The following is a 23,445-nucleotide window of genomic DNA, read 5'->3' on the forward strand; positions in this document are numbered from 1 at the left end:
CTTGCAAATATAAAACATAGGTGGTAAATAAAAAATGGAAACAAAACCATATAGAGTATTACTTTATTATTTGTATGTACCCATCGAGAATCACGAAGAATTCGCAGCCGAGCATCTTGCGGCATGTAAAGCCCTTGAATTGAAAGGCCGTATCTTGGTGGCTTCAGAAGGTATCAACGGAACAGTTTCAGGTACAATCGAACAAACCGACAAATATATGGACATGATGAAAAGCGATCCCCGCTTTGCCGACATCGTGTTTAAAATAGATGAAGCTGAAGGCCATGCTTTCAAAAAAATGCATGTTCGTCCACGAAATGAACTTGTAACGCTTCGCTTGGAAGACGACATCAACCCGAACCAGACGACAGGCAAATACTTGAGCCCGAAGGAGTTCTTCGAGCAAATGCAAGATGAAAACACCATCGTGCTTGATGCCAGAAATGACTATGAATTTGATTTAGGACATTTCAGGGGTGCAATCAAGCCAGAAATCACGAATTTCCGTGAACTTCCCGAATGGGTCCGGGAAAATAAAGAAATGTTCGAAGGCAAAAAAATCCTAACGTATTGCACCGGCGGTATCCGCTGTGAGAAATTCTCCGGCTGGCTAGTCGAAGAAGGCTTTGAAGATGTAAGCCAGCTGCATGGCGGCATTGCAACATACGGGAAGGATCCCGAAGTCCAAGGTGAGCTATGGGATGGCCAAATGTATGTTTTCGATGAAAGGATTGCCGTACCTATCAATCAAAAGGAACATGTCATTGTCGGACGCGATATTTATTCCGGCGAACCTTGTGAACGCTATGTCAATTGCGCTAATCCTGAATGCAACAAGAAAATCCTTTGCAGTGAAGAGAACGAACACAAACATATGCGCAGCTGTACCCATGAATGCCGAGTGCATCCGCGTAATCGCTATGTAGTCGAGCATAACCTTTCTGAAGAAGAAGTGGCTGAGAGATTACAGCTAATCGAAGATTCCATTACGGCAAAATGATTTTAGCAAACCCGAATCAGTGGACATGATCCCTATTCGGGTTTTTTGATCAATTCAAACCTAATCTTATTTTCCTATATTAAACCTTTGACTTGGAACTTCATTCCACTGCAAGAATTAACTATGATCTTTTTAATACCACTGCTTCTACTACAATTTTACTTACATTCTTACTTCTATATTACAATAGAAAAAACCTTCTTAAATTGTAAAAAGAATGATTCCAGCTTTAAGATTTTACCTGTCAGCAGTCCTATCTTCAATGAAAAGAGCGATTCCGCTTTAGAGGAATCGCTCTTACTTCTTGTTATTTTGCCTCTGCACTTACAACAATCCCGCAAGCTTGCCTATCGCCTGCATCACCAGTTTTCAAAGTATCTGTATCCGGTCCTTTTTCTCCATTGGCTTCATAGCGGTCAGGAATATTGGCAAAGTTGTCTGGATTCGCATGAACGATTACAGCCAGCTCTTCTTTCTTCAGTTGGTCTATTGTCATGTTATCCAATGTTGCCGTATATTTTGCTGTCCCATCTTCTTTTACATATAAAGGAGGCATATCACCTGCGTGTTTAGAATGCGCTTCATCAGTTGGATTGAAGTGTCCTCCCGCTGTAGTGAAAGGGCCATCCTTGGCATCTGCCTCACATGCTGCGTTTTCGTGAACATGGAATCCATGATAGCCTGGTTCAAGGCCCTCCAAAGCTGTCTCGATCACTACAGAATTCTCTTCAGCGGTAAAGTTCACCGTCCCAAGTGCATTACCTTCTACATCTTTAACTTCCGCTTTCACCTGCGGATCAACCTCTGTATCTGTTCCTTGTCCCACTGTAGTCATGTCCTCGGCATTATTGTCGGCCTGATTTGAATCATCCGCTGAATTACATCCATACAGTAAAAAGGCAGTACACATAGGCAGTATAAGTTTTTGTTTATAGTTCATGATACATTCCCTCACTCTCTTATATGTATTTCCTCTTATTACTTTCCACTATTATGGAAGAATAAACAGAAAGCGGGATAAATAGGAAAATAGAATATACCAGTGAGAGTGAACACCTTACTAAATTCACAGAAAAGGATTTTACAATATAGCTTAATGGGCTCACGTTTTACAAAGTGATGACCCCGAAAGTAATGGCTGCAATCGTCATGATGATAGTTGTCCCAAACGCCCATTTAAACAAGAATTTTTGGTGATCACCAAAGTCCACGCCTACAAGGCCAATCAATATGAATGTTGCAGGCACCAATGGCGATAAGGGGAATCCTGCGGTCGAATGGCCTAATAAAGCCGCCCTTCCGATTTCTACAGGAGCAATACCGAAGTTCGATGCCGTTTCACTTATTATTGGCAGAATGCCAAAGTAATAGGCATCAGGTGAAAAAATGAACCCCATCGGAATGCTTGTCAACGCTACCACCAGTGGCAAATGTGCCCCGAGCCACTCCGGGATGACGGTTACGATTGAAGCAGCCATCGAGTCCATCATCTTTGTTTCTGTGAATACACCCGTAAAAATCCCAGCAGCGAAAATGAGTGTACAGATCATCACAAAACTATTGGCATGACTTAAAATCCTTTCCTGCTGTTCTTTCGGGTTCGGAAAGTTAACGAATAGTGCAATCGCAAAAGCGGAAGCAAATAAGATTTGTATCGGCAGCACTTCCATCACCAGCAATACCATCAGTAAAATCGTCAAGAACCAATTAAACCAAAAAAGCTTGGATGTTGCTTGAGGTGCCGTTTCAACGGCTGCAGCCTGTTCACTCATACCAGGTTGCATGTTCGTCTCCAGTGAGCTGACTCCCAATCTCTCCCTTTCCTTTTTGCCAAGTACATATGCCGAAAAAAGCGTCCATAAAAGACCGCAGATCATGACAGGTATGAGAGGAATGAATAACTCCGGTACTTCAACCTGAAGGCTTGCGGCCGCCCTGACCAAAGGACCTCCCCAAGGAATCATATTCATGACTCCAGCTGCTAAACCAACGACACAGGCCAACACTAGCCTGTTCATCCCTAATTTGATATAAAGCGGCAGCATGGCTGAAACGGTGATCATGAATGTGGAAGAACCGTCTCCGTCCAAACCTACCAACATGGTTATAATGGCGGTTGCCATGACAACCTTTAGCGGGTCTCCTTTTACAAAGCTCAGAATTTTAGCGATCATGGGCTCGAATAAACCAACGTCAATCATTAAACCAAAGTATAGAATAGCAAAAACGATCATGACTGCTGTTGGTGTCACTTTTAAAATACCCGCAACCATCATATCTCCCATTTCCGTAGCAAACCCACCAATAACACCAAAAGCTATCGCAGTGAAGATAAAAGCGACAACCACTGATAAGCGCTTTGTGATGACTAAGACAAGAAACGTTAAAATCATGCAAAATCCTAAAATCGTTAACATGTTAAAAACTCCTTTAATTGAAATGGATACCTTTAGATTTTTTAATTTTTCTGAAAAATCAATATTTTCACATTATATCATTTGCTCATTCATTAAAAAACCAGTAAAACATATTCGTTTAATAAATTAGTTAAATTCTGTATACTATTATTTAGGAACCCGAAGTTTTTTCGGAGGAAAGAAGTGTTGTATGTAAATGAACGCTCATAAAATAGCTAAACGGAATCTCCTCATCATGTGGTTCGCCAATTTCTTCATAGGCGGGAGCATGACGATGGTTCTTCCATTCATATCCTTATACATTGGTACATTCGGAGATTATTCTACTCAATATATCCAGCATTGGTCCGGATGGACTTTTGGAATCACTTTCGTGACAGCCTTTTTATTTTCCCCCATTTGGGGACGGATTGGTGACCGGTACGGCAGAAAGAAAATCTTGATTGCCTGTGCCTTTGGGATGGGTCTGTCCATCTTCCTGATGGGATTCGTCGAAAATGTTTGGCAGCTTTTCGTCTTAAGGATGTTCACAGGAATATTCACTGGCTTCATTTCCATGTCACAGGCCTTCATATCAACGCAGACACCAAAAGAAATTGCCGGACGTGTACTGGGAACATTACAAACGGGAAATATAACCGGTTCCCTTTTCGGACCATTGCTTGGCGGCCTGCTTGCAGACACACTCGGCTATTCAACCGCCTTTAAATTCACCTCCATCACCATTTTCATCTCTGGACTTCTTGTTTTTGCAACCAAGGAGTACCGAATGGAACAGCAGAAGGGAACGAAGTCGAGCTATACAAGCAGGGAAGTTCTCTCGCATATCTTAAGGAACCCCATTTTAGTGAATGTCATGCTCATTTCGACACTTGTCCAAGTTGCCCACTTCAGCATCCAGCCCATTCTTTCTTTATACGTTGGTGAGCTGCATGGAACTTCCAATCTTGGATTTTTTTCAGGAATCGCCTTTTCTGCAGCAGGCCTGGGGAATTTATTGATGGCGCGTCACTGGGGCAAGATAGGTGATCGGCATGGTCATGTGAAGATTCTTGTGCTGCTCCTTTTTCTGACAGCTCTTGTCTACTTGCCCGGTGCCTTCATCAATCATTTTTGGCAGCTGGTTTTTGTACGCTTCATATTAGGCATGGCAATAGGCGGCATCATCCCTGTAAGGATTGCCTACATTCGCCAAGAAGCGCCTGTCGCAATGCAGGGGGAAGTGCTTGGGTATAATACGAGCCTGCGCTTTTTAGGCAATATCATCGGACCCGCAATGGGCGGAATGGTTGCTGGTTTCTATGGATTCTCTGCCGTTTTCATCACGACCAGCACGTTACTCCTCATAGCCGGACTTGTCCTCTATTTCGCGATGCACCGCAATCCGGAGTTAGCCAGATCGCATTAATCACATTTCGGCAAGAAAGCCTGCTTCCAGATGGAAGCAGGCTTTCTCATGTTTAATGCTCATACAGCTGTAGTGCTGGATACTTCTTGAATTGAATTTCGTTTCGGTCGTATTCCGAAACAGGCAGTGAGACCAAAAACTAACAAGAGTCCTGCACACATGAAAAAGGAATATTGGAAACCAGCTGCTGCCGACAACCTTAGGCCCCAACCATAAACTGATAAGTATTTTTACTGTACTTCATAACACATTAGATTTTATGTTAAGATTATTATAGGCAAATTTTATGAAAGTAAAAGACGCAAAGCCACGGGCCTAAACCAACAACTAGTTGTCATGGCAGCCGGGCTGCCAAGATTTTTCTTGAATGATCATTTTATAATCAATTTCTTGCCCCTTTTTAATTTGCCTAAAACAAAACAAGGAGGGTTATATATGTTCTTTCCAACCATTTATTCAGCTACTACGGATGAGAGACACATAGTCAAAGATAAAAATACTTGTGCATGCGGCACAAGATATAATGTATTCGCAATGTTGTCCAGAAGCGACCTTCGAAAGATCAGGTTCAAGCATTATAAAGAAGTGACATGTCCTAAATGTAAATCAAGTATCATTGATAAGGATTAGCCCCTTAACACTGGTATGGGGTACCCTACTTTTTCACCTCACCACTTCCTTGTATGAAAAAAAGGACGGTAAAAAAACTCTTACCTCATGCCCAATTATAACTGACACAGTTAAAGCACTATCTTAAATGTACGGCCGGCCCCATAACTGGCTTGATTGATATAAATCATCATGTGGTTTATAAGTAATCATTAGATTCTATCGCGTTTCACTACCTTCTAAAACCCCTGTCTAGAATGCAAAAGCGAGTAGTTATGAAATAGATCCCTGCCGTTTTACTCCATTCCTTGGCGGGAATTTTACAAAAGCGTGTAGAAGCCCATTACATCAAAAATGGCCAAGCCATTTTTCGGCAATCCATTTCGACTGAAATTATTACATGCATGGCCTGTATGGGCAGACCTAATAAATAATCCAGCTTTATAGTGGTACCGCCTACCTCCATTTGATAATCGGCTTTCTACTAAGATAATGATATATCTCCTCCCAATACGAAGGTACGAGTTTATTTTCCCTTTCAACCTGCAATCTTTCATACCATCCCTTTTAGTCATTGATTTTTTTCAGTTTTTGATACCCTACCGAAGGTCAATAAACAGTCTTCCGATTCTTCGTATAGATGAATCGAGGCTTCTTCAGCCTTGGTTCCCTCATATAATGGCTCAAGTACCTTTTGTATCAATTCTTCCCTCTATAGGCATTTTACCTTCATACAATTAGAAATGAATAGCCCTCGATTTGTCGTTTATATTATCCATATAGATAGAAAGAACGACTCATGCTATAATTTAGTGCGTTAAAAAAGAAATGAACACATATATAAAAGAAAGAAGGAGTGTTTCTTTGAATACATCTGCATACAGACAGGAATGGTTCGGCAACGTTAGAGGAGATGTTCTATCGGGAATTGTCGTTGCCTTGGCATTGATTCCCGAGGCGATTGCCTTTTCGATCATTGCCGGCGTTGACCCAATGGTTGGTCTATATGCCTCATTCTGCATTGCCATTGTCATCTCTTTCGTCGGCGGGAGGCCGGGAATGATATCGGCTGCCACTGGCGCAATGGCACTCGTCATGGTTGACCTTGTTAAAGATCATGGCTTGAACTATTTACTTGCTGCAACAATATTGACTGGTTTGCTGCAAATTTTACTAGGGGTTTTAAAAATCGGGAAATTAATGAAGTTCATTCCGAAGCCGGTCATGACTGGTTTTGTGAATTCTTTAGCCATCTTGATTTTCACGGCACAGCTCACCCATTTTGTGGCGAAACATGGATCATGTATGTCATGACAGCCGTTTCATTAGCAATCATTTATCTTTTTCCGAAGATCACGAAAGTCATACCTTCACCACTTGTCGCTATCATATTCATGACGATCGTTGCAGTTACCACAGGGGCTACGGTACGGACGGTGGGGGATATGGGACAATTGACCGAAGCGCTTCCGATGTTCATGCTTCCAGACATCCCTTTGACCTTCGAAACTTTAGCGATCATTTTCCCTTATTCCATTGCCCTTGCGTTTGTTGGGTTGCTTGAATCGTTATTGACAGCTCAAATTGTCGATGAGATGACTGACACGGATAGTAATAAAAATAAGGAAGCCAAAGGCCAGGGGATTTCGAATATCATCGCCGGATGTTTTGGAGGCATGGCAGGATGTGCGATGATCGGCCAATCCGGTATCAACATTAAATCGGGTGGTAGGGGCCGGCTCTCGACATTTGTAGCGGGCGCATTCCTTATGGTATTAATCGTGGTATTGAATGATGTCCTTATTAAAATACCGATGGCTGCACTTGTCGCAGTCATGATCATGGTTTCAATCGGGACCTTTGACTGGTCTTCCCTAAAGAGGCTCACTAAAGCTCCTAAGTCGGATGCAGCCGTGATGATCGTGACGGTCCTCATCGTTCTTTATACTCATGACTTATCAAAAGGGGTATTTGCCGGAGTGCTTTTGAGCATGATTTTCTTCTCGGCTAAAATTTCTAAAGTGGCGGTAGAGAAAACGGAAGACATCCAGGCTAAGAAAATCACTTATCGTATCAGCGGACAAATATTTTTCGCTTCTGTCCAGGACTTTGTTTCGAAGTTCGACTTCAAGGAAAAGGCCGATTCGATCGTGATCGACTTCACCAATTCTAAAATTTGGGATGATTCAGCGGTAGGTGCTGTTGATACGGTTATCCATAAATATCAGCTTCTCGGAATACCTGTCCAAGTGCAAGGACTCGATCAAGAAAGTTCGTCATTGCTTGAAAAACTCGCCACGTCAGAAAGTAAAATATCTTGAAGAAGTAACATTCTGCTGAATAGAAACTTTTCAAACCGACAAAATAGATAACATGAATCATTTCCTTTTGAAAGGAGCGAAAAGCATGACACCCGAGCAGGATTATACAGCAGCAAATCTGTCACCGGATTTATTGAATGAACTGAAAAGCTTTGAAAGCAAACTAGGCGAGGAAGCCAATAAAGAATTGATTGTCATCGCCTATGAAAAAGAAAAGGATGCCTTGAATTAAGAAAAAAGACTCAAACACCCTTAATGGATGGTTGAGTCTTTTTTTGCATGTACAAAAAAAAGGATGCCCAAAATTTTTTATAATGAGCATCCCTTTTCATTTATTACTTGCTGAATACGTCCGTTAAGACCGGCACAATTTGTTTTTTACGCGATACAACGCCTTCTAAGACGGCGATGTTGTTGTTTAATGAAACGTCGTATGCTTTTTCCACTGCATAAGCTGCTTTACCAAGAGCCAAGGCAACAGAATCATTAGTCAGGATATCCGTTACGACGAATAGGAATAAGTCCAATTCCTTCACAGCGATTACCGCTTCAATCGCCGCTTCCAATTCAGCTTGCTTGGCAAGGACTTCGTTCGGATCAACAGCATTGACCTGTGCTATCTCCACTTTAGCCATTCCCATGGAGAATTCCTTTGCATCAAGAGTGATAAGCTGAGCAATCGTTTTGTCGCTCAAGTCAGCTCCTGCCTTCAACATTTCCAAGCCATATGTTTCGGCGTCGACACCCGCAATGGCAGCCAATTCCATAGCTGCTGCAACGTCTTGTTCCGTGCATGTAGGTGATTTGAACAATAAAGAATCGGAAATGATGGCAGACAGCATAAGACCTGCGATTGCTTTAGGAACTTCAATGCCGTTTTCTTTATAAATTTTATTTAAAATGGTTGCCGTACAGCCAACTGGTTCCGCACGGTAATATAAAGGATCGCTCGTTTCGAAGTTAGCGATACGGTGATGGTCGATAACTTCCAACACACGTACTTGGTCAATATCTTCAGCACTTTGCTGGCGTTCGTTATGATCGACCAAGATTACGCCATCAGCTTCCCCTGCAACTTTTTCCACAAGACGGGGAGCATCGAATTTGAATTGGTCCAATGCATATTGAGTTTCACCATTCACTTCACCCAGACGAACTGGTTCAGCGTTGATACCTAACTGCTTTTTCAGGTCTGCATAAGCGATTGCTGAACAGATTGTGTCTGTATCCGGGTTTTTATGTCCAAAAACTAATACTTTTTCCAAGATTTTATCCCCTTTTTCATAAATATTTTTCCGCGAATCCCCTCACCGCAATAAGGGAGAGCCATCTTTACTAGACACTTTATTTTAACACAAAATCGCGTAAAATCAGCGCTTGAATTATCCATTCCTCAATAAAATCTTTCATTACTTCACCCTCTGCCATCACTTTGTCAATAGATAAGGGTTGGTTTTTTTCAAATATATTAGTTGAATTATCATCGTATATGGCTTACGATAATATAAGCAGAAATACTAGATATTGATTACATAAACAACACCAATAACTATATATAGAATTTATTATAATCCAAGGTGCCAGTGATGGCTGAAAAGGGAATCCGGTGTAAACCCGGAACTGTCCCCGCAACTGTAAATGTGACGAAATGAGAAACCCACTGTATAGATCTTTATACGGGAAGGACTCAAAGTAGGATGATCATGAGTCAGGAGACCTGCCTTGAATTTTTCACGTTTCTTATTCTTCGGGGATTGAGATGATGAAACGATAGTATAACGGCTATTTTTTCATGGCTCCTTTATTCTATCGTTTGATCCGCTCAATTCTTTGGGCGGTTTTTTTATTTTAGCGGAAGTTAACAAGGAGGATTATTAATGACTCAAACATATAACTCTACCATAAGTGAAAATGACACAGAATCGAAATCCATCCAGCTTGAGATGTTATCGAAGGAATTCGAAGGCCGTCTCGATATGGAAAAGTTCAAAAAGCGTTTTACAAAATGGCTTGATCGCAAAAGTGACTCAACCGAAGAACAGGCATCAAAAAAACTGATTCAGCTCGCTCTTGAAGGTGTGGATATCGATGCTCCGGATTGGACATTCGTTGCTGCAGCAGAACTGTTGAATACAATGTATAGGGATGCACAAGCCAATCGAGGTTATGAAGGCGAGAGCTATGGCCCATTCTATGAGCTGATCACAGAACTCTCCCAGCTTTCGGAAGGTCAGCGTTATCCAATTTATAAACCAGAACTGCTATCTTCCTATACAAAAGCGGAAATTGAGGAATTGGGTTCGGTGATCGACCCGGAAAAAGATAAATTATTCTCTTACATAGGCATCTACTTATTGAACGACCGCTATCTGGCCCGCCCAAAAAAGGACAAGGTCTACGAACTGCCGCAAGAACGTTTCATGATCATCGCGATGGAAATCATGCGAATGGAAAAAACGGAGCACCGCCTGCAACTTATAAAAGAAGCATACTGGGCCATGTCCAACCTTTATATGACCGTTGCGACTCCCACACTCTCCAATGCAGGTAAAACACATGGACAGTTAAGCTCTTGCTTTATCGACGCAATTGAAGATTCCATTGACGGCATCTATCTATCAAACTATGATGCAGCAAAAGTATCTAAATTCGGCGGCGGTGTCGGCCTTTACGTTGGTAAGGTTCGCTCGCTTGGTTCTGATATCCGGGGCTTCTCTGGAAACAGTTCCGGCACGACGCCCTGGATTCGACTATTCAACCAGACAGCTGTAAGCGTCGATCAATTGGGTCAACGTAAAGGTGCCATCGCGATTTACTTGGATGCCTGGCATAAAGATATCATGAGCTTCCTCGATTTAAAGACACAAAACGGGGATGACAGATTAAAAGCCCATGATATTTTTACAGGCGTATGCATACCGGATTTATTCATGGAGGCTGTACGCGACAGAAAAGAATGGTATCTTTTCGATCCGCATACCGTTAAGCAAACCCTTGGATTTTCACTTGAAGATCTTTATGACGAGAAGAAAGGCGAAGGAAGCTTCAGGAATCATTATGCACTTGCTGTCGAGGCCGCAGAAAATGGCACGCTTCCAAACTATAGCTTTGAAAAAATCAATGCGATGGACATCATGAAAAGCATCATGATTTCTCAATTAGAAGAAGGCGTACCGTATATGTTCTACCGCGATGAAGTGAATCGGAAAAATCCCAATAAACATAAAGGTATGATTTATTGTTCTAACCTTTGTACGGAGATTGCCCAAAACCTAAGCCCTTCGACGATCACGGATGAATATGAAACAGAAGATGGAGATGTTGTTGTAGTTCGTAAAAGCGGCGATTTCGTTGTCTGCAACCTTTCATCCATTAACTTGCCACGAGCGGTGGGCAGCGATGTTTTGGAAAGATTGATTCCCATTCAGATCCGAATGCTGGACAATGTCATTGATGTGAATAATCTTCCTGTCAAACAAGCATCCATCTCGAATAAACGTTACAGGGCAATTGGTTTAGGAACGTTTGGATGGCACCATTTACTTGCCACACAGAATATTTATTGGGAATCCGATGAGGCTGTTCAATATGCCGATGCTTTATACGAAAAAATCGCTTACTTAACAATCAAGGCATCCAACGAATTGGCCAAGGAAAAAGGATCGTACCCATATTTTGAAGGATCTGATTGGCATACAGGGGACTATTTCGACCTGCGTGACTATACAGATCAAAAATGGATGGATTTAAAAGCAGACGTGCAGGAACACGGGACCCGTAATGGATATTTAATGGCGATTGCCCCCAATTCATCGACAGCCAAAATCGGTAATTCCACGGATGGCATCGACCCTTTGTATGAAATTGAATTTTACGAAGAAAAGAAAAACTTCAAATTCAAGGTGACCGCACCAGGCTTGACGCCAAATACGTATGAATATTATAAAAAAACGCGTTTCAATTTGGACCAACTGGAAAGCATCAGGCAAAATGCAGCCCGACAACGCCATATTGACCAAGCAATCAGCTTTAATCTGTATGTACACAATACAATCAAAGCGAAGGTCCTGTTGGATATCCATTTAACGGCATGGGAAAGCGGGTTGAAATCAACGTATTATGTTCGTTCGACTTCTTCCGAATATGACAATGCCTGCGAAAGCTGTTCAAGTTAACGACATTCATGACCCAGTAATCTATTCTTAAAGGAGTTTTCACGAATGACCAATCATATCAAAAAAATTCGGATGCTCGAACCGACGCATCCAACCAAGGCAACCGGCGTTTTCAAAGGAGAAGCTTCAGGCTTCCTCCTTTGGAATGATATTCAGTATGAAAAATTCTATGATACCTATACACAGCTCATCAATAACTTTTGGAAGCCTTCGAGCGTGAACATGATTCAGGATAAAAAACAGTGGGGCGAATTGGACGAAGATATCCAGGATGCTTTTCTCGATATCCTTACGATGATTGCTGGAATGGACAGTCTTCAAACGCCAACATTAGTAGAAATCCTTCGGTACATCAAAGATCCGGCGGCAAAAGCTATCCTGGCCAACATGGCCCAGCAGGAATCAATCCATAATGAGTCTTATTCCTATATCCTTGCTTCCTTGATTCCGGTAGGCAAGCAAAAACAGCTTTTCGACCGCATCAAAGAGCATCCTGAAGTGATTAAGCGTAACCAACCGATCGTTGATGCTTATCAAACGTTCGTGGACGATCCCAGCCCACAGCATTTATTCGAGGCACTGATCCATTCAACGAACCTTGAGGGGATTTATTTCTATCTGGCTTTCGCCTTTTATTATAATTTAGGACGCCAAAATCTAATGACCGGTTCCGCTACGATGATATCCTATATTCATCGCGATGAAATGGTCCATTTCGATTTCATTGGCATGCTCATTCAAATCTTGATGTATGAATATCCTGAGTTAAATAATGAAGAAAACACGAAGTTCATCTATACAACGATTGAAAAAGCAGTCGAACTCGAAAAGGAATGGTCTGAATATATGCTCGAAGATATCCAAACCAAAGCCGATCTTGATTTGGAAGAATTCAATGAGTACATTGAATATATCGCCAACAAACGATTACGTATGCTAGGCCTTGAAAATTTGTATAAAGAATATGGCGAGAACCCGATGCCATGGATCAAAACGTTCGATGATGAATCAATCGGACTTACCAAAACCGATTTCTTCGAACAGAAGTCAAGGACATACAGTCAAGTAAATGCCAGCAATGGGTTCGATGAGCTGTAAAGTTGCCATTGTCTATCATTCTGCCGGCGGCAATACAAAAGCGCTTGCTGAAGCCCTCGCTTCCCTTTTACCTGAAGCTTTCCTATTTCGAATGAATGATTTCGATTTACGTACATTGCCGGATTACGATGCATTGATCGTCGGCACCTATACATGGGGCAATGGAGAGCTTCCCGCTAAATCAGCAGCCCTTTATAAAGAACTGGAACAGTTGCCTATTGCTCATCTGAAAACGGGAGTCTTCGGCACTGGTGAAACCAACTATCATCATTTTTGTGGGGCGGTCGATCATTTCCGGGACATGTTATTTGCCAAGAGCCAGTTATTGGTGACATTGAAGATAGAACAGATGTATCAAGAATCAGACTTGCCCAGACTTCAAAAGTTCGTCTCTCTATTCCAGGACTGAATGAAAGGGGATATGCATGTTCGCATATCCCCTTTTTTAAAAAAACTTGACTCCCTCTATCATAGCAGCCGTAAGCATGAAGTATAATGGAAGAAAAAAGGAGATAATATCCAATGACAGAAAACATTACCCAGTTCCTTCCTATCCTTTTTATGCTAGTGCTTGCAGTATTCATTATATTCATCGTGTTTTTCCTGTCAGGGCATTTTAATCGTTCTAAACGGATCGAAGAAAAATTGGACAAAGCATTAAAGGAAATCGCCGAAATAAAAGAAAAATAAAAAGACTCCAGAATCGGAGTCTTTTTTTTATATGCGTTCAATTATTTTTGAACGTTAGCTGCTTGTGGTCCACGAGCGCCTTGCTCGATTTCGAAAGAAACTTCTTGGCCTTCTTCAAGCGTTTTGAAGCCTTCTCCTTGGATAGCTGAGAAATGTACGAATACATCGTCTTGGCCTTCAACTTCGATGAAACCGAAACCTTTTTCTGCGTTAAACCATTTTACTTTACCTTGTACCATGATAGTTCCTCCTGTGTTTGGAAAAATCCATTTTATTACTATTTTTGGTTCTGGATAATGTTTCAAGAGGAATCCTATTACAGTAAATCCTTCTATCAAACTTTTCCGAACAAAAATAATTACTCATATTATATCATGGGAAATCCTAAAAAAACAAGATTATCGCAGTAAATCAACCGACAAATTATCCTAAAATTCTACATATTCCTCTTCTTGCTTTGTCGGAAGCCTTCGTCCAATAAGTAGCGCTCCGCCTCTACTGGACTCTCGAAACATTCTTCAAGATTCGACCCTGAATAAACATTCCAAAGCAGGTCTTCCCTTTCAAGTGTAAGCTCTTGCTTTTCAGGGCCAATCCATGCCCCTTCCAACCTAGCGAACTCGTTTTCCTCTTCTTCGAATTCAACCGGAGGTTCAGATAGGTAATCCACGCTTTTTTGGATAATTTCTTTCAATTCGGCTTCATTATAGTCACGTATATTGATAAACCCTTTACGGTCAGTGTCTTTTTTTCTCATATGCCCTGCGTAAACGAATCCATTTCCATTGGGATGCAAGTGCTGAACGACGATTTTTTTCTCTTGGACGCTATCTGGATAATGGAAGTTCACACGTCCCAATGAAACGTCTTTTCGCTGTAATTCCGGAAAAGTTTCAATGATGCTCAATTTTTCTTCAAATGTTAACAAATTTCTTCCTCATTTCATTAGTTCATATTGTTTGTCGATTATAACATAGACTGATTGGAAACAATAATCTCCCACTTCCATTATAATGTAATGAAAGGGGGTGATTTGATTGATCATCACAATTCGGGACCTGGACTCCGATTATGGCCGGCAGCTTTTTAAACTTCAGAAAGAATCCTATAAGGTGGAAGCGGATATGATCGGCTTTGCCGATATCCCTCCATTATTGGAAACATATGAACAATTCATTCATTGTCATGAAACGTTTCTATGCTTTTTAAGGGGTGGTGCCTTAGCGGGTGCAATATCTTATACAAAAGAGAATGGTCAAATACTGATTTGCCGGATGGTCGTCCATCCTGATTATTTTCGGCAGGGTATCGCGGATGCACTGCTGCATGCTCTTCAATTACACGGCGACTGGGAAAAGATATCCGTTTCGACCGGTAAAATGAACCTGCCTGCACGGAACCTTTATGAAAAAAACGGATTCATCCATAAAGAGGACGTAGAAGCCGCACCTCTCTTTTTCATAAGCATATTCGAGAAACAGCATTCATTTTATGTATGTCACGATAAAAAGCATAATGAATGAAATGACAATGATTACGGCAACCCATAGCCAGGCTAATGTCATATTCCCGGAGTCCATGGCGATATAAATCGCGGTCGGTATGGTTTGTGTCTGTCCGGGAATGTTTCCGGCAAACATGAGTGTGGCCCCGAATTCCCCCAATGCACGCGCAGAACTCAAGATGGCACCAGTGACGATGGATTTGACCGCCAATGGAAGGGATACATTCAGGAATAATCTCCACTCGCCGGCCCCGTCAACCCTTGCTGCATTTTCAATTTCTTCATCTATACCTTCAAAGCCTGTTTTAGCGGATTGGTACATAAGCGGAAACGCTACTACGGTAGATGCAATGACCGCCGCCCACCACGTGAACATCACGGGCTGTTCAAAAACCCTTTCAATGAATTGTCCCGGGATTCCACTCTTGCCAAAAATCACAATCAATAAAAACCCCACGACGGAAGGCGGCAAAACGAGCGGCAATAAAAATGCTGTTTCCAACAGGACTCTTCCCCTGAATTTCTTTTTAGCCATCATTCGAGCTAGGATAATTCCTAAAATGAAAACAAGGATACCCGATAGTCCCGCTACTTGTATCGATAGCCTGACTGGTGACCAAAAATCCCCTGTCATGATACCATCCGCACATCACTGTTAAATAACGGCCTATGCAGGTACTTTTTCGGCATGATTACCATAACCGTTTCTTTTTCATTAAAGGCAGATTCCATTTCATCTTCTCCCTTTCTTTTTAAAATAACATTTAAGTTTATTTTTCTTGACATCTTGCTGACACAAAGGAACGTTAAAGTAAGAGTATCACAAATATAAAAATAATTTCATTCCAATAAACTTGAAAACTTTGAAGGAGTCGATTTTAATGGTAACAATTTATACTACCCCAAGCAGTTTAGCCTGTCGTAAAGCAAAAGCTTGGCTTAAGAAGAACGAAATTTCCTTTAATGAACGTAACCTATATTCCCAACCTCTTTCTATAGAAGAAATAAAAGAGATTTTACGTAAAACGGAAGGCGGGACAGATGAAATCATCTCAACCCGTTCCAAAAAATTCAAAAGCCTGAATATCGATATAAATAATACACCACTTAATGATCTTTGCAAGCTTATTCAAGATAACCCGGATTTACTTCGCCGGCCAATCATTTTCGACCATAAAAACTTGCATGCAGGATACAATGAAGAAGAAATGGGACGCTTCCTTCCAAGGAAGGTCCGTCATGTACAATTATGGCGTGCAATCAGCCAATTGGCTTAATCAGTTAACATTCTGCATAATAAGAGGGTTGTCCATTACATCGGACAACCCTTTTTTATATCTTATCCGCTTTCTCTATGACAATCGTGAAGGTGGTGCCTTGTTCATCGCTATCCTTAAGCACAAGATCTCCCTTTTGCGCTTTTGCGAGCATCTTACTGAATGGCAGTCCCAAACCTAACCCACGTACCTTCAGCTTTTTGTTTTCACCTCGATAAAATGGTTCGAACACATATTGCTGCTCATGTTTGGGGATCCCCCGCCCGCTGTCCAGTACATCAATGCAGATTCGTTCATCATCCTTTTCATAAAGGTGAATCTCTATTTTCCCTTTGCCATCAAGTGCATGTCTGGCATTATTCAAAAGATTAATGACGATTTGCTGCATCCGCAATGAATCAATTTGACCAAAGACCGGTTCATCAGGAACTTTTATCTCAAAAGCGAAAGCTTGATCATCATCCTGGGTCACCTGCCAGCGATAGGCAATTTCCTTGATGAATATATTGATATTCTCTTTTTGCACCCGGATTTTAAAAGCGCCTGCCGATATGGCATTATAATTGAGTAAATCCTCTATCATACCTTGTAAACGCTGAGTTTCCTTTAAGGAAATATCGAGGAATTCCTTACTTTGCTCTCCCTTAACGACATCATCCTTAACCGCTTGTATCAGTCCGCTAATGGAAGTGACTGGCGTTTTCAAATCATGGGTTACGCCTGCAAGCAATTCCGCCCGTAACTTCTCCATGACCTTCAATCGATTGGTCATTTCCTTAAATGATTCTATCAGTTCATAAATTTCTTCTTCCTTGATTTCCTCTTCCTCTTTGAAATGGATATCATAGTTGCCTTCACGAACCTGGACAGCGGCGTTAGCTACGTCTTGGATGGGTCGCGAAATCTGCCTGGAAAGAAAATAAATGACTCCCGTTCCGAGAATCAGAAGTCCTCCAATCATGATCGCCAACAAGCCATGATCTTGGTTGATTTCCTTCAATGCCCCCTCTTCCTGGGCAATGACCACCCAGCCTCTCGTCTCATCGTTAAACGTAATGGGGGATTTGACGACATATACTTTGTTGTCGGAAATCTTGACCTTCTGGACTAACTCCGTATTTTTCATGATGACGTCCGGGAGTTTATTTTCATCCGGATCGATATACAATTGTGGCATCGTATATATGATGGTGGCATCGGGATCGACGATATAGATGATTGGCTGTTGGTTGAGATGGAGTATTTTCTCCCTTTCCTCAACAATTTCCGAAAGGATCGGGCCAACGACAATCTGGCCATTTTCCTTAATCGCGCGATCGGATGTTTCATCAGCTAAGTATTTTAGAAGGCTGAGCCTATATTCCAAAGCCGTTTTTTCCATCCACCATAAGGAAAAAACAGACAATAATATCAAACCTGAAATCAAGGTCAATACGTACCTCTTTGTCCAATAGCGTTGTAAAGTGGTTCTTTTTTTAGTTTTCATAGACACTCAATTGATACCCCAATCCACGCAATGTTTTTATTTCCCCCTCAGTTACAGGCCATGCATCTATCGCCTTCCTGATTCGTTTGATCGCCAGGTCCACCGCACGGTCACTGCCGTCATAATCTATGCCCCACACTTGGTCAAGCAGCTGCTCTCTTGTAAAAATTTGATTAGGGTGCTTAGCGAAAAAAACAAGCAGCGACAAATCACGCGGCGTCAAGTTTATCTCTTCCCCATTCAAATGCACCATGTAAGACAGATCATCGATGGTTAAACTCCCAAATTGATGTACATGACCATCTTCCGTAACAACCGATGATGATCTTCTTAAAACGGCATGCACCCGGGCCACCACTTCTTCGGCAACAAAGGGTTTGGAGATGTAATCATCCGCACCTGACTTAAATCCCGATAATCTGTAATCGACATCTGTCAGTGCAGTCAACATGATAACCGGACATGTATCGTCCTCCCGGATTTCCTTCAGTATATCCCAACCTTCCTTACCAGGCAGCATGACATCAAGCAGGACAAGGTCTGGCTTCATTTCTTCAAACACCGGAATGGCCTTTAGCCCATCGTAAACTTGGACTACATCAAAACCTTCCCGCTCCAAATATGCTTTCAATACCATCGATATGGCGATTTCATCTTCTACTACAAGAATTTTCTTCATTGATGGATTCCTCCTTCCTGAATTATAGTGAAATCATTTTATATATGCTAACTATTAAAAAGCCCAAGCATTTTCCTTCAATCTTACCATTTTTATGTGTCAGGATTATGTTCGCAGTAAAATTAACCGATGTTTTCACATCGTAACCTTGTGTAAGTGACCTCGATTCATTTTAACAGGAATGATTCTGCATGGTCATAATAATCATCCAGAAAAAAACTATGATGTCCTTATACATTCTTAAGAGGCTGGCTCTAAACTGAGCCAGCCCTTTTCAATTACATGTCTCGTGTGGATTCGGACAGCCCGCTTCCTGTCTTTCCACTTGGATCGTGCTATGTTCAATTCCAAACTGATCATGAAGTATTTTTTGCGCTTCTGCTAAAACTGAATCGTGATTACCGCTCTCATCTATGACAACATGGCAGCTCATTGTCAAAAAGCCAGAGGTGATCGTCCAGATATGGAGATCATGGACATCGGATACACCATCCAATTCCATCAAGGATGCTTTCACTTCATCCATATCGACTTGGTCTGGTGTGCCCTCCATCAAGATATGGAAAGAATCCCTCACTACCCTAAAACCGCTGATAATGATTAAAATCGCGACTATGACGCTCGCAATCGGATCTGCAATTCCCCAATCGAAAAAATAAATCAAAAGTGCGGCCGCAATGGCACCCACTGATCCAAGCATATCACCAATAACATGCAAAAAAGCACTCCGTACATTCAGATTATCTTCCTTATCCCCGCTCATTAAAATCCAGGCCGCAATGATATTAACAAGTAAGCCGATGATTGAAATCATTAGCATTCCCAAGCTTTGCACCTCAGGGGGATTCAGGAACCTCTTAATTGCCTCTACGAAAATGAATACGGATATGACGATCAAGGTCAATCCATTCAAACAAGCAGCAATGATTTCAAACCGTTTATATCCAAACGATTTGGACGGTGTCGCTTTCCTTTCCCCCAACCTTATCGCTGTATAACTAAGTCCTAAAGCTGCAGCATCGCTAAGCATGTGACCTGCATCCGACAGTAAAGCCAGACTATTTGTCAAGAATCCGCCAATGACCTCGACGATCATGAATGTGGAAATTAATAAGAAAGATGCCAGCAAGGCTTTTTTATTATTAGAATGGTGGTGGTGTCCGTGCCCATGATCATGGGAGTGACCATGATGATGTCCCATGCCATCCCTCCTCTCGGATTTGAAACTTATATATAGTATGGGATAAATCCAGAATGGTTTCAAATGATTCACTTCCGGGATTTACTGGCTATAAAAAGAGTGTTGGAATCAGGAGGACGTGATCTTTTACGAAAATCCAAAATTCAGGCCTCAGCCATTTCAAAGTAAAAATAAACGCTACAGACATTACCTGCAGCGTTTTTCCCGTTTATCCTTCCTCTTGCATCGTATCATCTACAATGGCGTACAGATCCTTATTAAACAATTCATCATTACAGACAAAACTGTGCCGCTCCATCTCTTCCTGCTCTTGATTTACTACCTGTTCCTTTTCCTTCATGACCTACCTCCAGATTTGTTGAGTTTGCCTATTATCGTATCCACAGGCATGTACCTTTATGCTCAACATTTCCCCATACTTCATCTTTTTCAAACGTCCTAGAACTGCTGGCCGCCATGGAAGGCACGTATAATGAATTCATGCTCTGGGACTTGTAAGCTTTGATACGATGACAGGAAAGATGTATTATCATAGGCGACTTTTTCAAGCTTTACCTGAATGCCGGTATTTTCAATCGCAACAATCGCATAAGGAGCAACTGGTTCACCATTACAGCCAAGAGAACCAGGGTTCAGGAATATCGTTCGGTCATTTTTAAAAAGGTGGATAGGATGATGATGTCCAAATCCGATTAAATCGTGATGCTGATCTTTGAAAAGCGTTTCTAAGTTACTTAAATTCGGTTCAACGATTTTACTAAATGGATTTTGGCTTATGTGCTCATCCAATTTCTTCGATTCCATGTGATAATGGGTGAAGTAAATGGAGTGATCATTAATGATATGATGTATGGTTCGAGGCAATTTTCCCAATTGATTTATGAATTTCCAATGCATCCTTTCAGCTATCCATTCATGATGCTCCTTAACATGAATATGACCGTCCGGATGTGGCTCCCCGTTAACGATGGCCAGGACAGCTTCATCATGATTTCCAGTTATCATCGATACATCATTTCTTGAAAATAAAATTTCAAGGACTTCATTAGTATCCGGGCCAATCCCGACCATATCCCCCAAACAATAGAGACGATCTATATCTTCTCTTTGATCAATATCCCTAAGAACGGCTTTTAACGCTGAAGCATTACCATGCACATCCGTTATAATGGCAACTTTCATGACTTAGTTCAGCTCCCTTCCCCCACATTCCACATGGTATATTATAACATTTATAATGAAATCAAAAAAATATTCGGGCTTATTCCCCTGATTTGCCCACGCCCATTTTTTATGAATAAGCAAACACTTCGGCCTAGAATACATAGTATGAAGTATTCCCAGTAAAGATGTTTTGCTAGGTATGTAATTCATAATATGTATGAGGAGGAAATCAAATGGGTGGAAATGGTAACGAATGTTGTGGCGGCGGTTTCGATAACGGATTTGCATTGCTGATCGTATTATTCATCTTGTTGATCATCATCGGATGCAGTTGGGGATTCGGTGGCGGCGGCTTTGGTGGATGCTGCTAATAACGACTAAATCAAAAAGGCGCCTGATCATGGCGCCTTCTTTGTTATGGATTGACTTTTATTTTTTCTCTTTGCTTTTGTTTTCGAGTCTTCATTATGAACCAAATAACTATAAGTGCAATGGGAATAAGCAAGAAATTCGCATATTGTGAAAAGATGGCTCCCGCTTGCTCCCATCTAGGTCCTAACTTAAACCCTAAATAAACATAAACGCTTGTAACAGGAAGCATCGCCATATAGGTATATAATATGAATCTCCAAATGTTCATTTTCAATATTCCGCATGGCAGCGACACGGCGGTACGAATACCTGGTACAAACCGTCCAAAGAAGGCAATTCCCCCACCATACCGTTCAAAGAAGCGGTCAGCTTTGTTCAACTGCTCATCTTTGATCAAAAAGTATTTTCCGAACTTTAATACAAGCGGTCTCCCGCCATACTTGCCTAAGGCATAAAGCGTCAATGGTCCCGTTACCCCACCTAGCGAACCCGCAAGGATAGTCAAGTATAAATTCATATCACCTTGATAAACCCAGTATCCAGCCAGTGGCAAAACTATTTCAGCAGGAATGAATTCAAAAGTCAAAGCTAGCAAAACACCGAAATAAGATAAAGATTTAAACGTTTCAATCATATCCATTATTAAAGTTTCCATTGAGGTTTCCCCTTTTCTAACTTTTATTACATATAAAAAGGGGTGCTCAAAGATGAATCCGGGCACCCATGATGTCAAAAAAGACATTCTCCATTGTATCACAAGTTAACCTGCATTTTTCCATAATGTTCTCCTAAAACAATGTTCTTATGGAGTCCATTTATGTTATCGGGCTGTTTACTACAGAATTATGCTTGTAAGAAGTACGATAATAGAATATCAGATGGTCCCGAAACGAAAAAAACTTGAGGACAAATTGACCTCAAGCATTCATATAGTTAACCAAGTGAATAGCTCCCTAAATGGGTAGAGATGTACACATGACCTGATCGGTACCCATAGTTCTCAAATCATAAAAGGGGCAGAGAGCCTCCTCAATCCATCTTCCATTTGTTTTTTTGCGTCTTTCATCATGTCATCAAGCAATTCTTTTACCGTGGGTATATCGTCAATCAATCCGGCAACCTGGCCGCTGTTCATAAAACCATTGTTAACATCCCCGTTCATCGCGCCATTAATATGATGGACCTCAGATGTCATTTCACGATAATTCACAGGAGACAGCCCCTGTTTTTCCAAGTCCAGGACCTTCTCGGTATATGGATCCTTCAATACCCTCCTGACTTGGCCAAACGATCTGCCCAAAATTACCGTATCATTGCCCATTGCTTCGATCAGTTTCTGTTTATATGCAGGGTGGAACGGTGCCTCTTGTGTAGCGATCAGCCTAGTTCCCAATTGGACTCCTGAAGCCCCCAGCATCATTGCCGCTGCCAAACCCTGTCCATTGCCTATTCCGCCAGCAGCCAAAACTGGAAGCGTCACATGCTTGCTGATTTGCGGAATGAGTGTAAACGTTGTCATTTCCAGGTTCGAATTGATGCCGGCAGCTTCAAACCCTTCTGCAACCAACACATCTGCCCCTGCATCTTGCGCCTTTTGTGCGTGCTTGACCGACGCAACGATGGCAATCACTTTTATATTCTTTTTTTGCAATAGCGGAATGAAAGGGGCAGGATTTCCTGCCGATAAGGAAACAACAGGTATATCATGCTTCAGGACAAGATTCACTAACTCATCTGTATATGGACTAACGTTTATTGGAATGTTCAACGCAAAATTGTTATTGGTATGATCTTTGGTTTCGAGAATGATGGCTTCTACCTGTGCAGGAGTCATGGTACCGCACCCTATTGTTCCCAGGCCCCCTGCATTGGATACTGCAGCCGCAAGACTTGCATTGCTTATATTCCCCATGCCGCCTTGAATAATTGGATATTTTATCGCAAAAAGTTCACAAATATATTTCACTTTCATCCCTCCCTGTCAATTTAATGTTATACTATATTCATTAGAAAAACAATTCTGACTTTTTAAAAAAGGAGCGAT

Annotated in this window: 24 protein-coding genes, 1 pseudogene and 2 riboswitches; of the genes and pseudogenes, 11 read left to right on the forward strand and 14 right to left on the reverse strand. The window is 41.6% G+C overall.

Annotation, left to right across the window (positions count from 1 at the left end; all coding sequences use genetic code 11):
* The first annotated feature begins 34 nt into the window (after positions 1–34).
* Positions 35–1,000, forward strand: coding sequence for an oxygen-dependent tRNA uridine(34) hydroxylase TrhO (gene trhO / locus MPH60_RS17025; protein WP_048678052.1), 966 nt, complete (start codon positions 35–37; stop codon positions 998–1,000).
* Positions 1,001–1,307: 307 nt separating this feature from the next.
* Here the strand turns inward: trhO and MPH60_RS17030 are convergent, their stop codons facing one another.
* The gene (locus MPH60_RS17030) at positions 1,308–1,940 is read right to left on the reverse strand and encodes a superoxide dismutase family protein (RefSeq protein ID WP_241593657.1); all 633 of its coding nucleotides are present in this window, start codon (positions 1,938–1,940) and stop codon (positions 1,308–1,310) included.
* Between the two features lie 169 nt (positions 1,941–2,109).
* The gene (locus MPH60_RS17035) at positions 2,110–3,417 is read right to left on the reverse strand and encodes a CitMHS family transporter (RefSeq protein WP_241593656.1); all 1,308 of its coding nucleotides are present in this window, start codon (positions 3,415–3,417) and stop codon (positions 2,110–2,112) included.
* Between the two features lie 196 nt (positions 3,418–3,613).
* On the opposite strand from MPH60_RS17035, the gene MPH60_RS17040 reads away from it, so the two are divergent.
* Positions 3,614–4,825 carry an MFS transporter gene (locus MPH60_RS17040; RefSeq protein ID WP_241593655.1) on the forward strand — a complete coding sequence of 404 codons (1,212 nt, stop codon included), beginning with the start codon at positions 3,614–3,616 and terminating at the stop codon, positions 4,823–4,825.
* 266 nt (positions 4,826–5,091) lie between these two features.
* A riboswitch (cyclic di-GMP riboswitch) is annotated at positions 5,092–5,181 on the forward strand.
* Between the two features lie 824 nt (positions 5,182–6,005).
* Here MPH60_RS17040 and MPH60_RS27820 read toward each other — a convergent pair.
* Complete coding sequence (locus tag MPH60_RS27820) at positions 6,006–6,137, reverse strand: hypothetical protein (RefSeq protein ID WP_272492839.1); 132 nt, start codon at positions 6,135–6,137, stop codon at positions 6,006–6,008.
* A gap of 125 nt (positions 6,138–6,262) precedes the next feature.
* Between MPH60_RS27820 and MPH60_RS17045 the strand changes: the two are divergent.
* Both MPH60_RS17045 and MPH60_RS17050 read left to right on the forward strand, forming a co-directional pair.
* Positions 6,263–7,755 (forward strand): annotated as a pseudogene (locus MPH60_RS17045) (SulP family inorganic anion transporter).
* A gap of 85 nt (positions 7,756–7,840) precedes the next feature.
* Positions 7,841–7,987 carry a hypothetical protein gene (locus MPH60_RS17050; protein ID WP_241593654.1) on the forward strand — a complete coding sequence of 49 codons (147 nt, stop codon included), beginning with the start codon at positions 7,841–7,843 and terminating at the stop codon, positions 7,985–7,987.
* Positions 7,988–8,090: 103 nt separating this feature from the next.
* Here the strand turns inward: MPH60_RS17050 and MPH60_RS17055 are convergent, their stop codons facing one another.
* Positions 8,091–9,020 carry a manganese-dependent inorganic pyrophosphatase gene (locus MPH60_RS17055; RefSeq protein WP_133348980.1) on the reverse strand — a complete coding sequence of 310 codons (930 nt, stop codon included), beginning with the start codon at positions 9,018–9,020 and terminating at the stop codon, positions 8,091–8,093.
* Positions 9,021–9,313: 293 nt separating this feature from the next.
* Positions 9,314–9,494: riboswitch (cobalamin riboswitch) on the forward strand.
* Between the two features lie 138 nt (positions 9,495–9,632).
* Between MPH60_RS17055 and MPH60_RS17060 the strand changes: the two genes are divergently transcribed.
* The 4 genes from MPH60_RS17060 to MPH60_RS17075 all read left to right on the forward strand — a co-directional run bounded on the left by MPH60_RS17060 (position 9,633) and on the right by MPH60_RS17075 (position 13,718).
* Positions 9,633–11,930, forward strand: a complete 2,298-nt coding sequence (locus MPH60_RS17060) for a ribonucleoside-diphosphate reductase subunit alpha (protein WP_272492838.1) — start codon at positions 9,633–9,635, stop codon at positions 11,928–11,930.
* A gap of 45 nt (positions 11,931–11,975) precedes the next feature.
* On the forward strand, positions 11,976–13,028 hold the full coding sequence (locus MPH60_RS17065; RefSeq protein WP_137023613.1) for a ribonucleotide-diphosphate reductase subunit beta: 1,053 nt from the start codon (positions 11,976–11,978) through the stop codon (positions 13,026–13,028).
* On the forward strand, positions 13,000–13,437 hold the full coding sequence (locus tag MPH60_RS17070; protein ID WP_241593653.1) for a flavodoxin domain-containing protein: 438 nt from the start codon (positions 13,000–13,002) through the stop codon (positions 13,435–13,437). The genes MPH60_RS17065 and MPH60_RS17070 overlap by 29 nt, the downstream gene beginning before the upstream one ends.
* A 113-nt stretch (positions 13,438–13,550) precedes the next feature.
* Positions 13,551–13,718 carry a hypothetical protein gene (locus MPH60_RS17075; protein ID WP_241593652.1) on the forward strand — a complete coding sequence of 56 codons (168 nt, stop codon included), beginning with the start codon at positions 13,551–13,553 and terminating at the stop codon, positions 13,716–13,718.
* 41 nt (positions 13,719–13,759) lie between these two features.
* Here the strand turns inward: MPH60_RS17075 and MPH60_RS17080 are convergent, their stop codons facing one another.
* A complete protein-coding gene (locus tag MPH60_RS17080; protein WP_028393295.1) occupies positions 13,760–13,957 on the reverse strand; it encodes a cold-shock protein in 198 nt (65 codons plus the stop codon).
* A 197-nt stretch (positions 13,958–14,154) separates the two neighbouring features.
* Positions 14,155–14,646 carry a hypothetical protein gene (locus tag MPH60_RS17085; protein WP_241593651.1) on the reverse strand — a complete coding sequence of 164 codons (492 nt, stop codon included), beginning with the start codon at positions 14,644–14,646 and terminating at the stop codon, positions 14,155–14,157.
* Between the two features lie 109 nt (positions 14,647–14,755).
* On the opposite strand from MPH60_RS17085, the gene MPH60_RS17090 reads away from it, so the two are divergent.
* On the forward strand, positions 14,756–15,241 hold the full coding sequence (locus MPH60_RS17090) for a GNAT family N-acetyltransferase (protein WP_241593650.1): 486 nt from the start codon (positions 14,756–14,758) through the stop codon (positions 15,239–15,241).
* On the opposite strand, the gene modB is transcribed toward MPH60_RS17090, so the two are convergent.
* Positions 15,203–15,856: a molybdate ABC transporter permease subunit gene (gene modB / locus MPH60_RS17095; protein ID WP_241593649.1), complete on the reverse strand. Its 654-nt coding sequence runs from the start codon at positions 15,854–15,856 to the stop codon at positions 15,203–15,205. The genes MPH60_RS17090 and modB overlap by 39 nt on opposite strands.
* Positions 15,857–16,103: 247 nt before the next feature.
* Here modB and spx point away from each other — a divergent pair, with 247 nt between their 5' ends.
* Positions 16,104–16,499, forward strand: a complete 396-nt coding sequence (spx, locus tag MPH60_RS17100; protein WP_034314875.1) for a transcriptional regulator Spx — start codon at positions 16,104–16,106, stop codon at positions 16,497–16,499.
* Between the two features lie 55 nt (positions 16,500–16,554).
* Here spx and MPH60_RS17105 read toward each other — a convergent pair whose 3' ends face one another.
* The 5 genes from MPH60_RS17105 to MPH60_RS17120 form a co-directional block, all read right to left on the reverse strand.
* The gene (locus tag MPH60_RS17105) at positions 16,555–17,985 is read right to left on the reverse strand and encodes a HAMP domain-containing sensor histidine kinase (protein WP_241593668.1); all 1,431 of its coding nucleotides are present in this window, start codon (positions 17,983–17,985) and stop codon (positions 16,555–16,557) included.
* A complete protein-coding gene (locus MPH60_RS17110) occupies positions 17,975–18,664 on the reverse strand; it encodes a response regulator transcription factor (RefSeq protein ID WP_241593648.1) in 690 nt (229 codons plus the stop codon). The genes MPH60_RS17105 and MPH60_RS17110 overlap by 11 nt, the downstream gene beginning before the upstream one ends.
* Positions 18,665–18,938: 274 nt before the next feature.
* A complete protein-coding gene (locus MPH60_RS17115; RefSeq protein WP_241593647.1) occupies positions 18,939–19,865 on the reverse strand; it encodes a cation diffusion facilitator family transporter in 927 nt (308 codons plus the stop codon).
* A gap of 208 nt (positions 19,866–20,073) precedes the next feature.
* Entirely contained in the window at positions 20,074–20,205 is a 132-nt protein-coding gene (locus MPH60_RS27825; protein WP_272492837.1) for a hypothetical protein, read from the reverse strand.
* 98 nt (positions 20,206–20,303) lie between these two features.
* The gene (locus tag MPH60_RS17120; RefSeq protein ID WP_241593646.1) at positions 20,304–21,047 is read right to left on the reverse strand and encodes a metallophosphoesterase family protein; all 744 of its coding nucleotides are present in this window, start codon (positions 21,045–21,047) and stop codon (positions 20,304–20,306) included.
* A 215-nt stretch (positions 21,048–21,262) separates the two neighbouring features.
* Between MPH60_RS17120 and MPH60_RS17125 the strand changes: the two genes are divergently transcribed.
* Complete coding sequence (locus MPH60_RS17125) at positions 21,263–21,400, forward strand: YjcZ family sporulation protein (protein WP_241593645.1); 138 nt, start codon at positions 21,263–21,265, stop codon at positions 21,398–21,400.
* A 44-nt stretch (positions 21,401–21,444) separates the two neighbouring features.
* Here MPH60_RS17125 and MPH60_RS17130 read toward each other — a convergent pair whose 3' ends face one another.
* Together MPH60_RS17130 and MPH60_RS17135 are read right to left on the reverse strand one after the other, a co-directional pair.
* Positions 21,445–22,056, reverse strand: a complete 612-nt coding sequence (locus MPH60_RS17130; RefSeq protein ID WP_241593644.1) for a DedA family protein — start codon at positions 22,054–22,056, stop codon at positions 21,445–21,447.
* A gap of 345 nt (positions 22,057–22,401) precedes the next feature.
* On the reverse strand, positions 22,402–23,367 hold the full coding sequence (locus MPH60_RS17135; protein WP_241593643.1) for an NAD(P)H-dependent flavin oxidoreductase: 966 nt from the start codon (positions 23,365–23,367) through the stop codon (positions 22,402–22,404).
* Positions 23,368–23,445 lie beyond the last annotated feature (78 nt).

The organism is Peribacillus sp. Aquil_B1 (genome assembly GCF_022603275.1).
GTDB lineage: Bacteria > Bacillota > Bacilli > Bacillales > DSM-1321 > Peribacillus.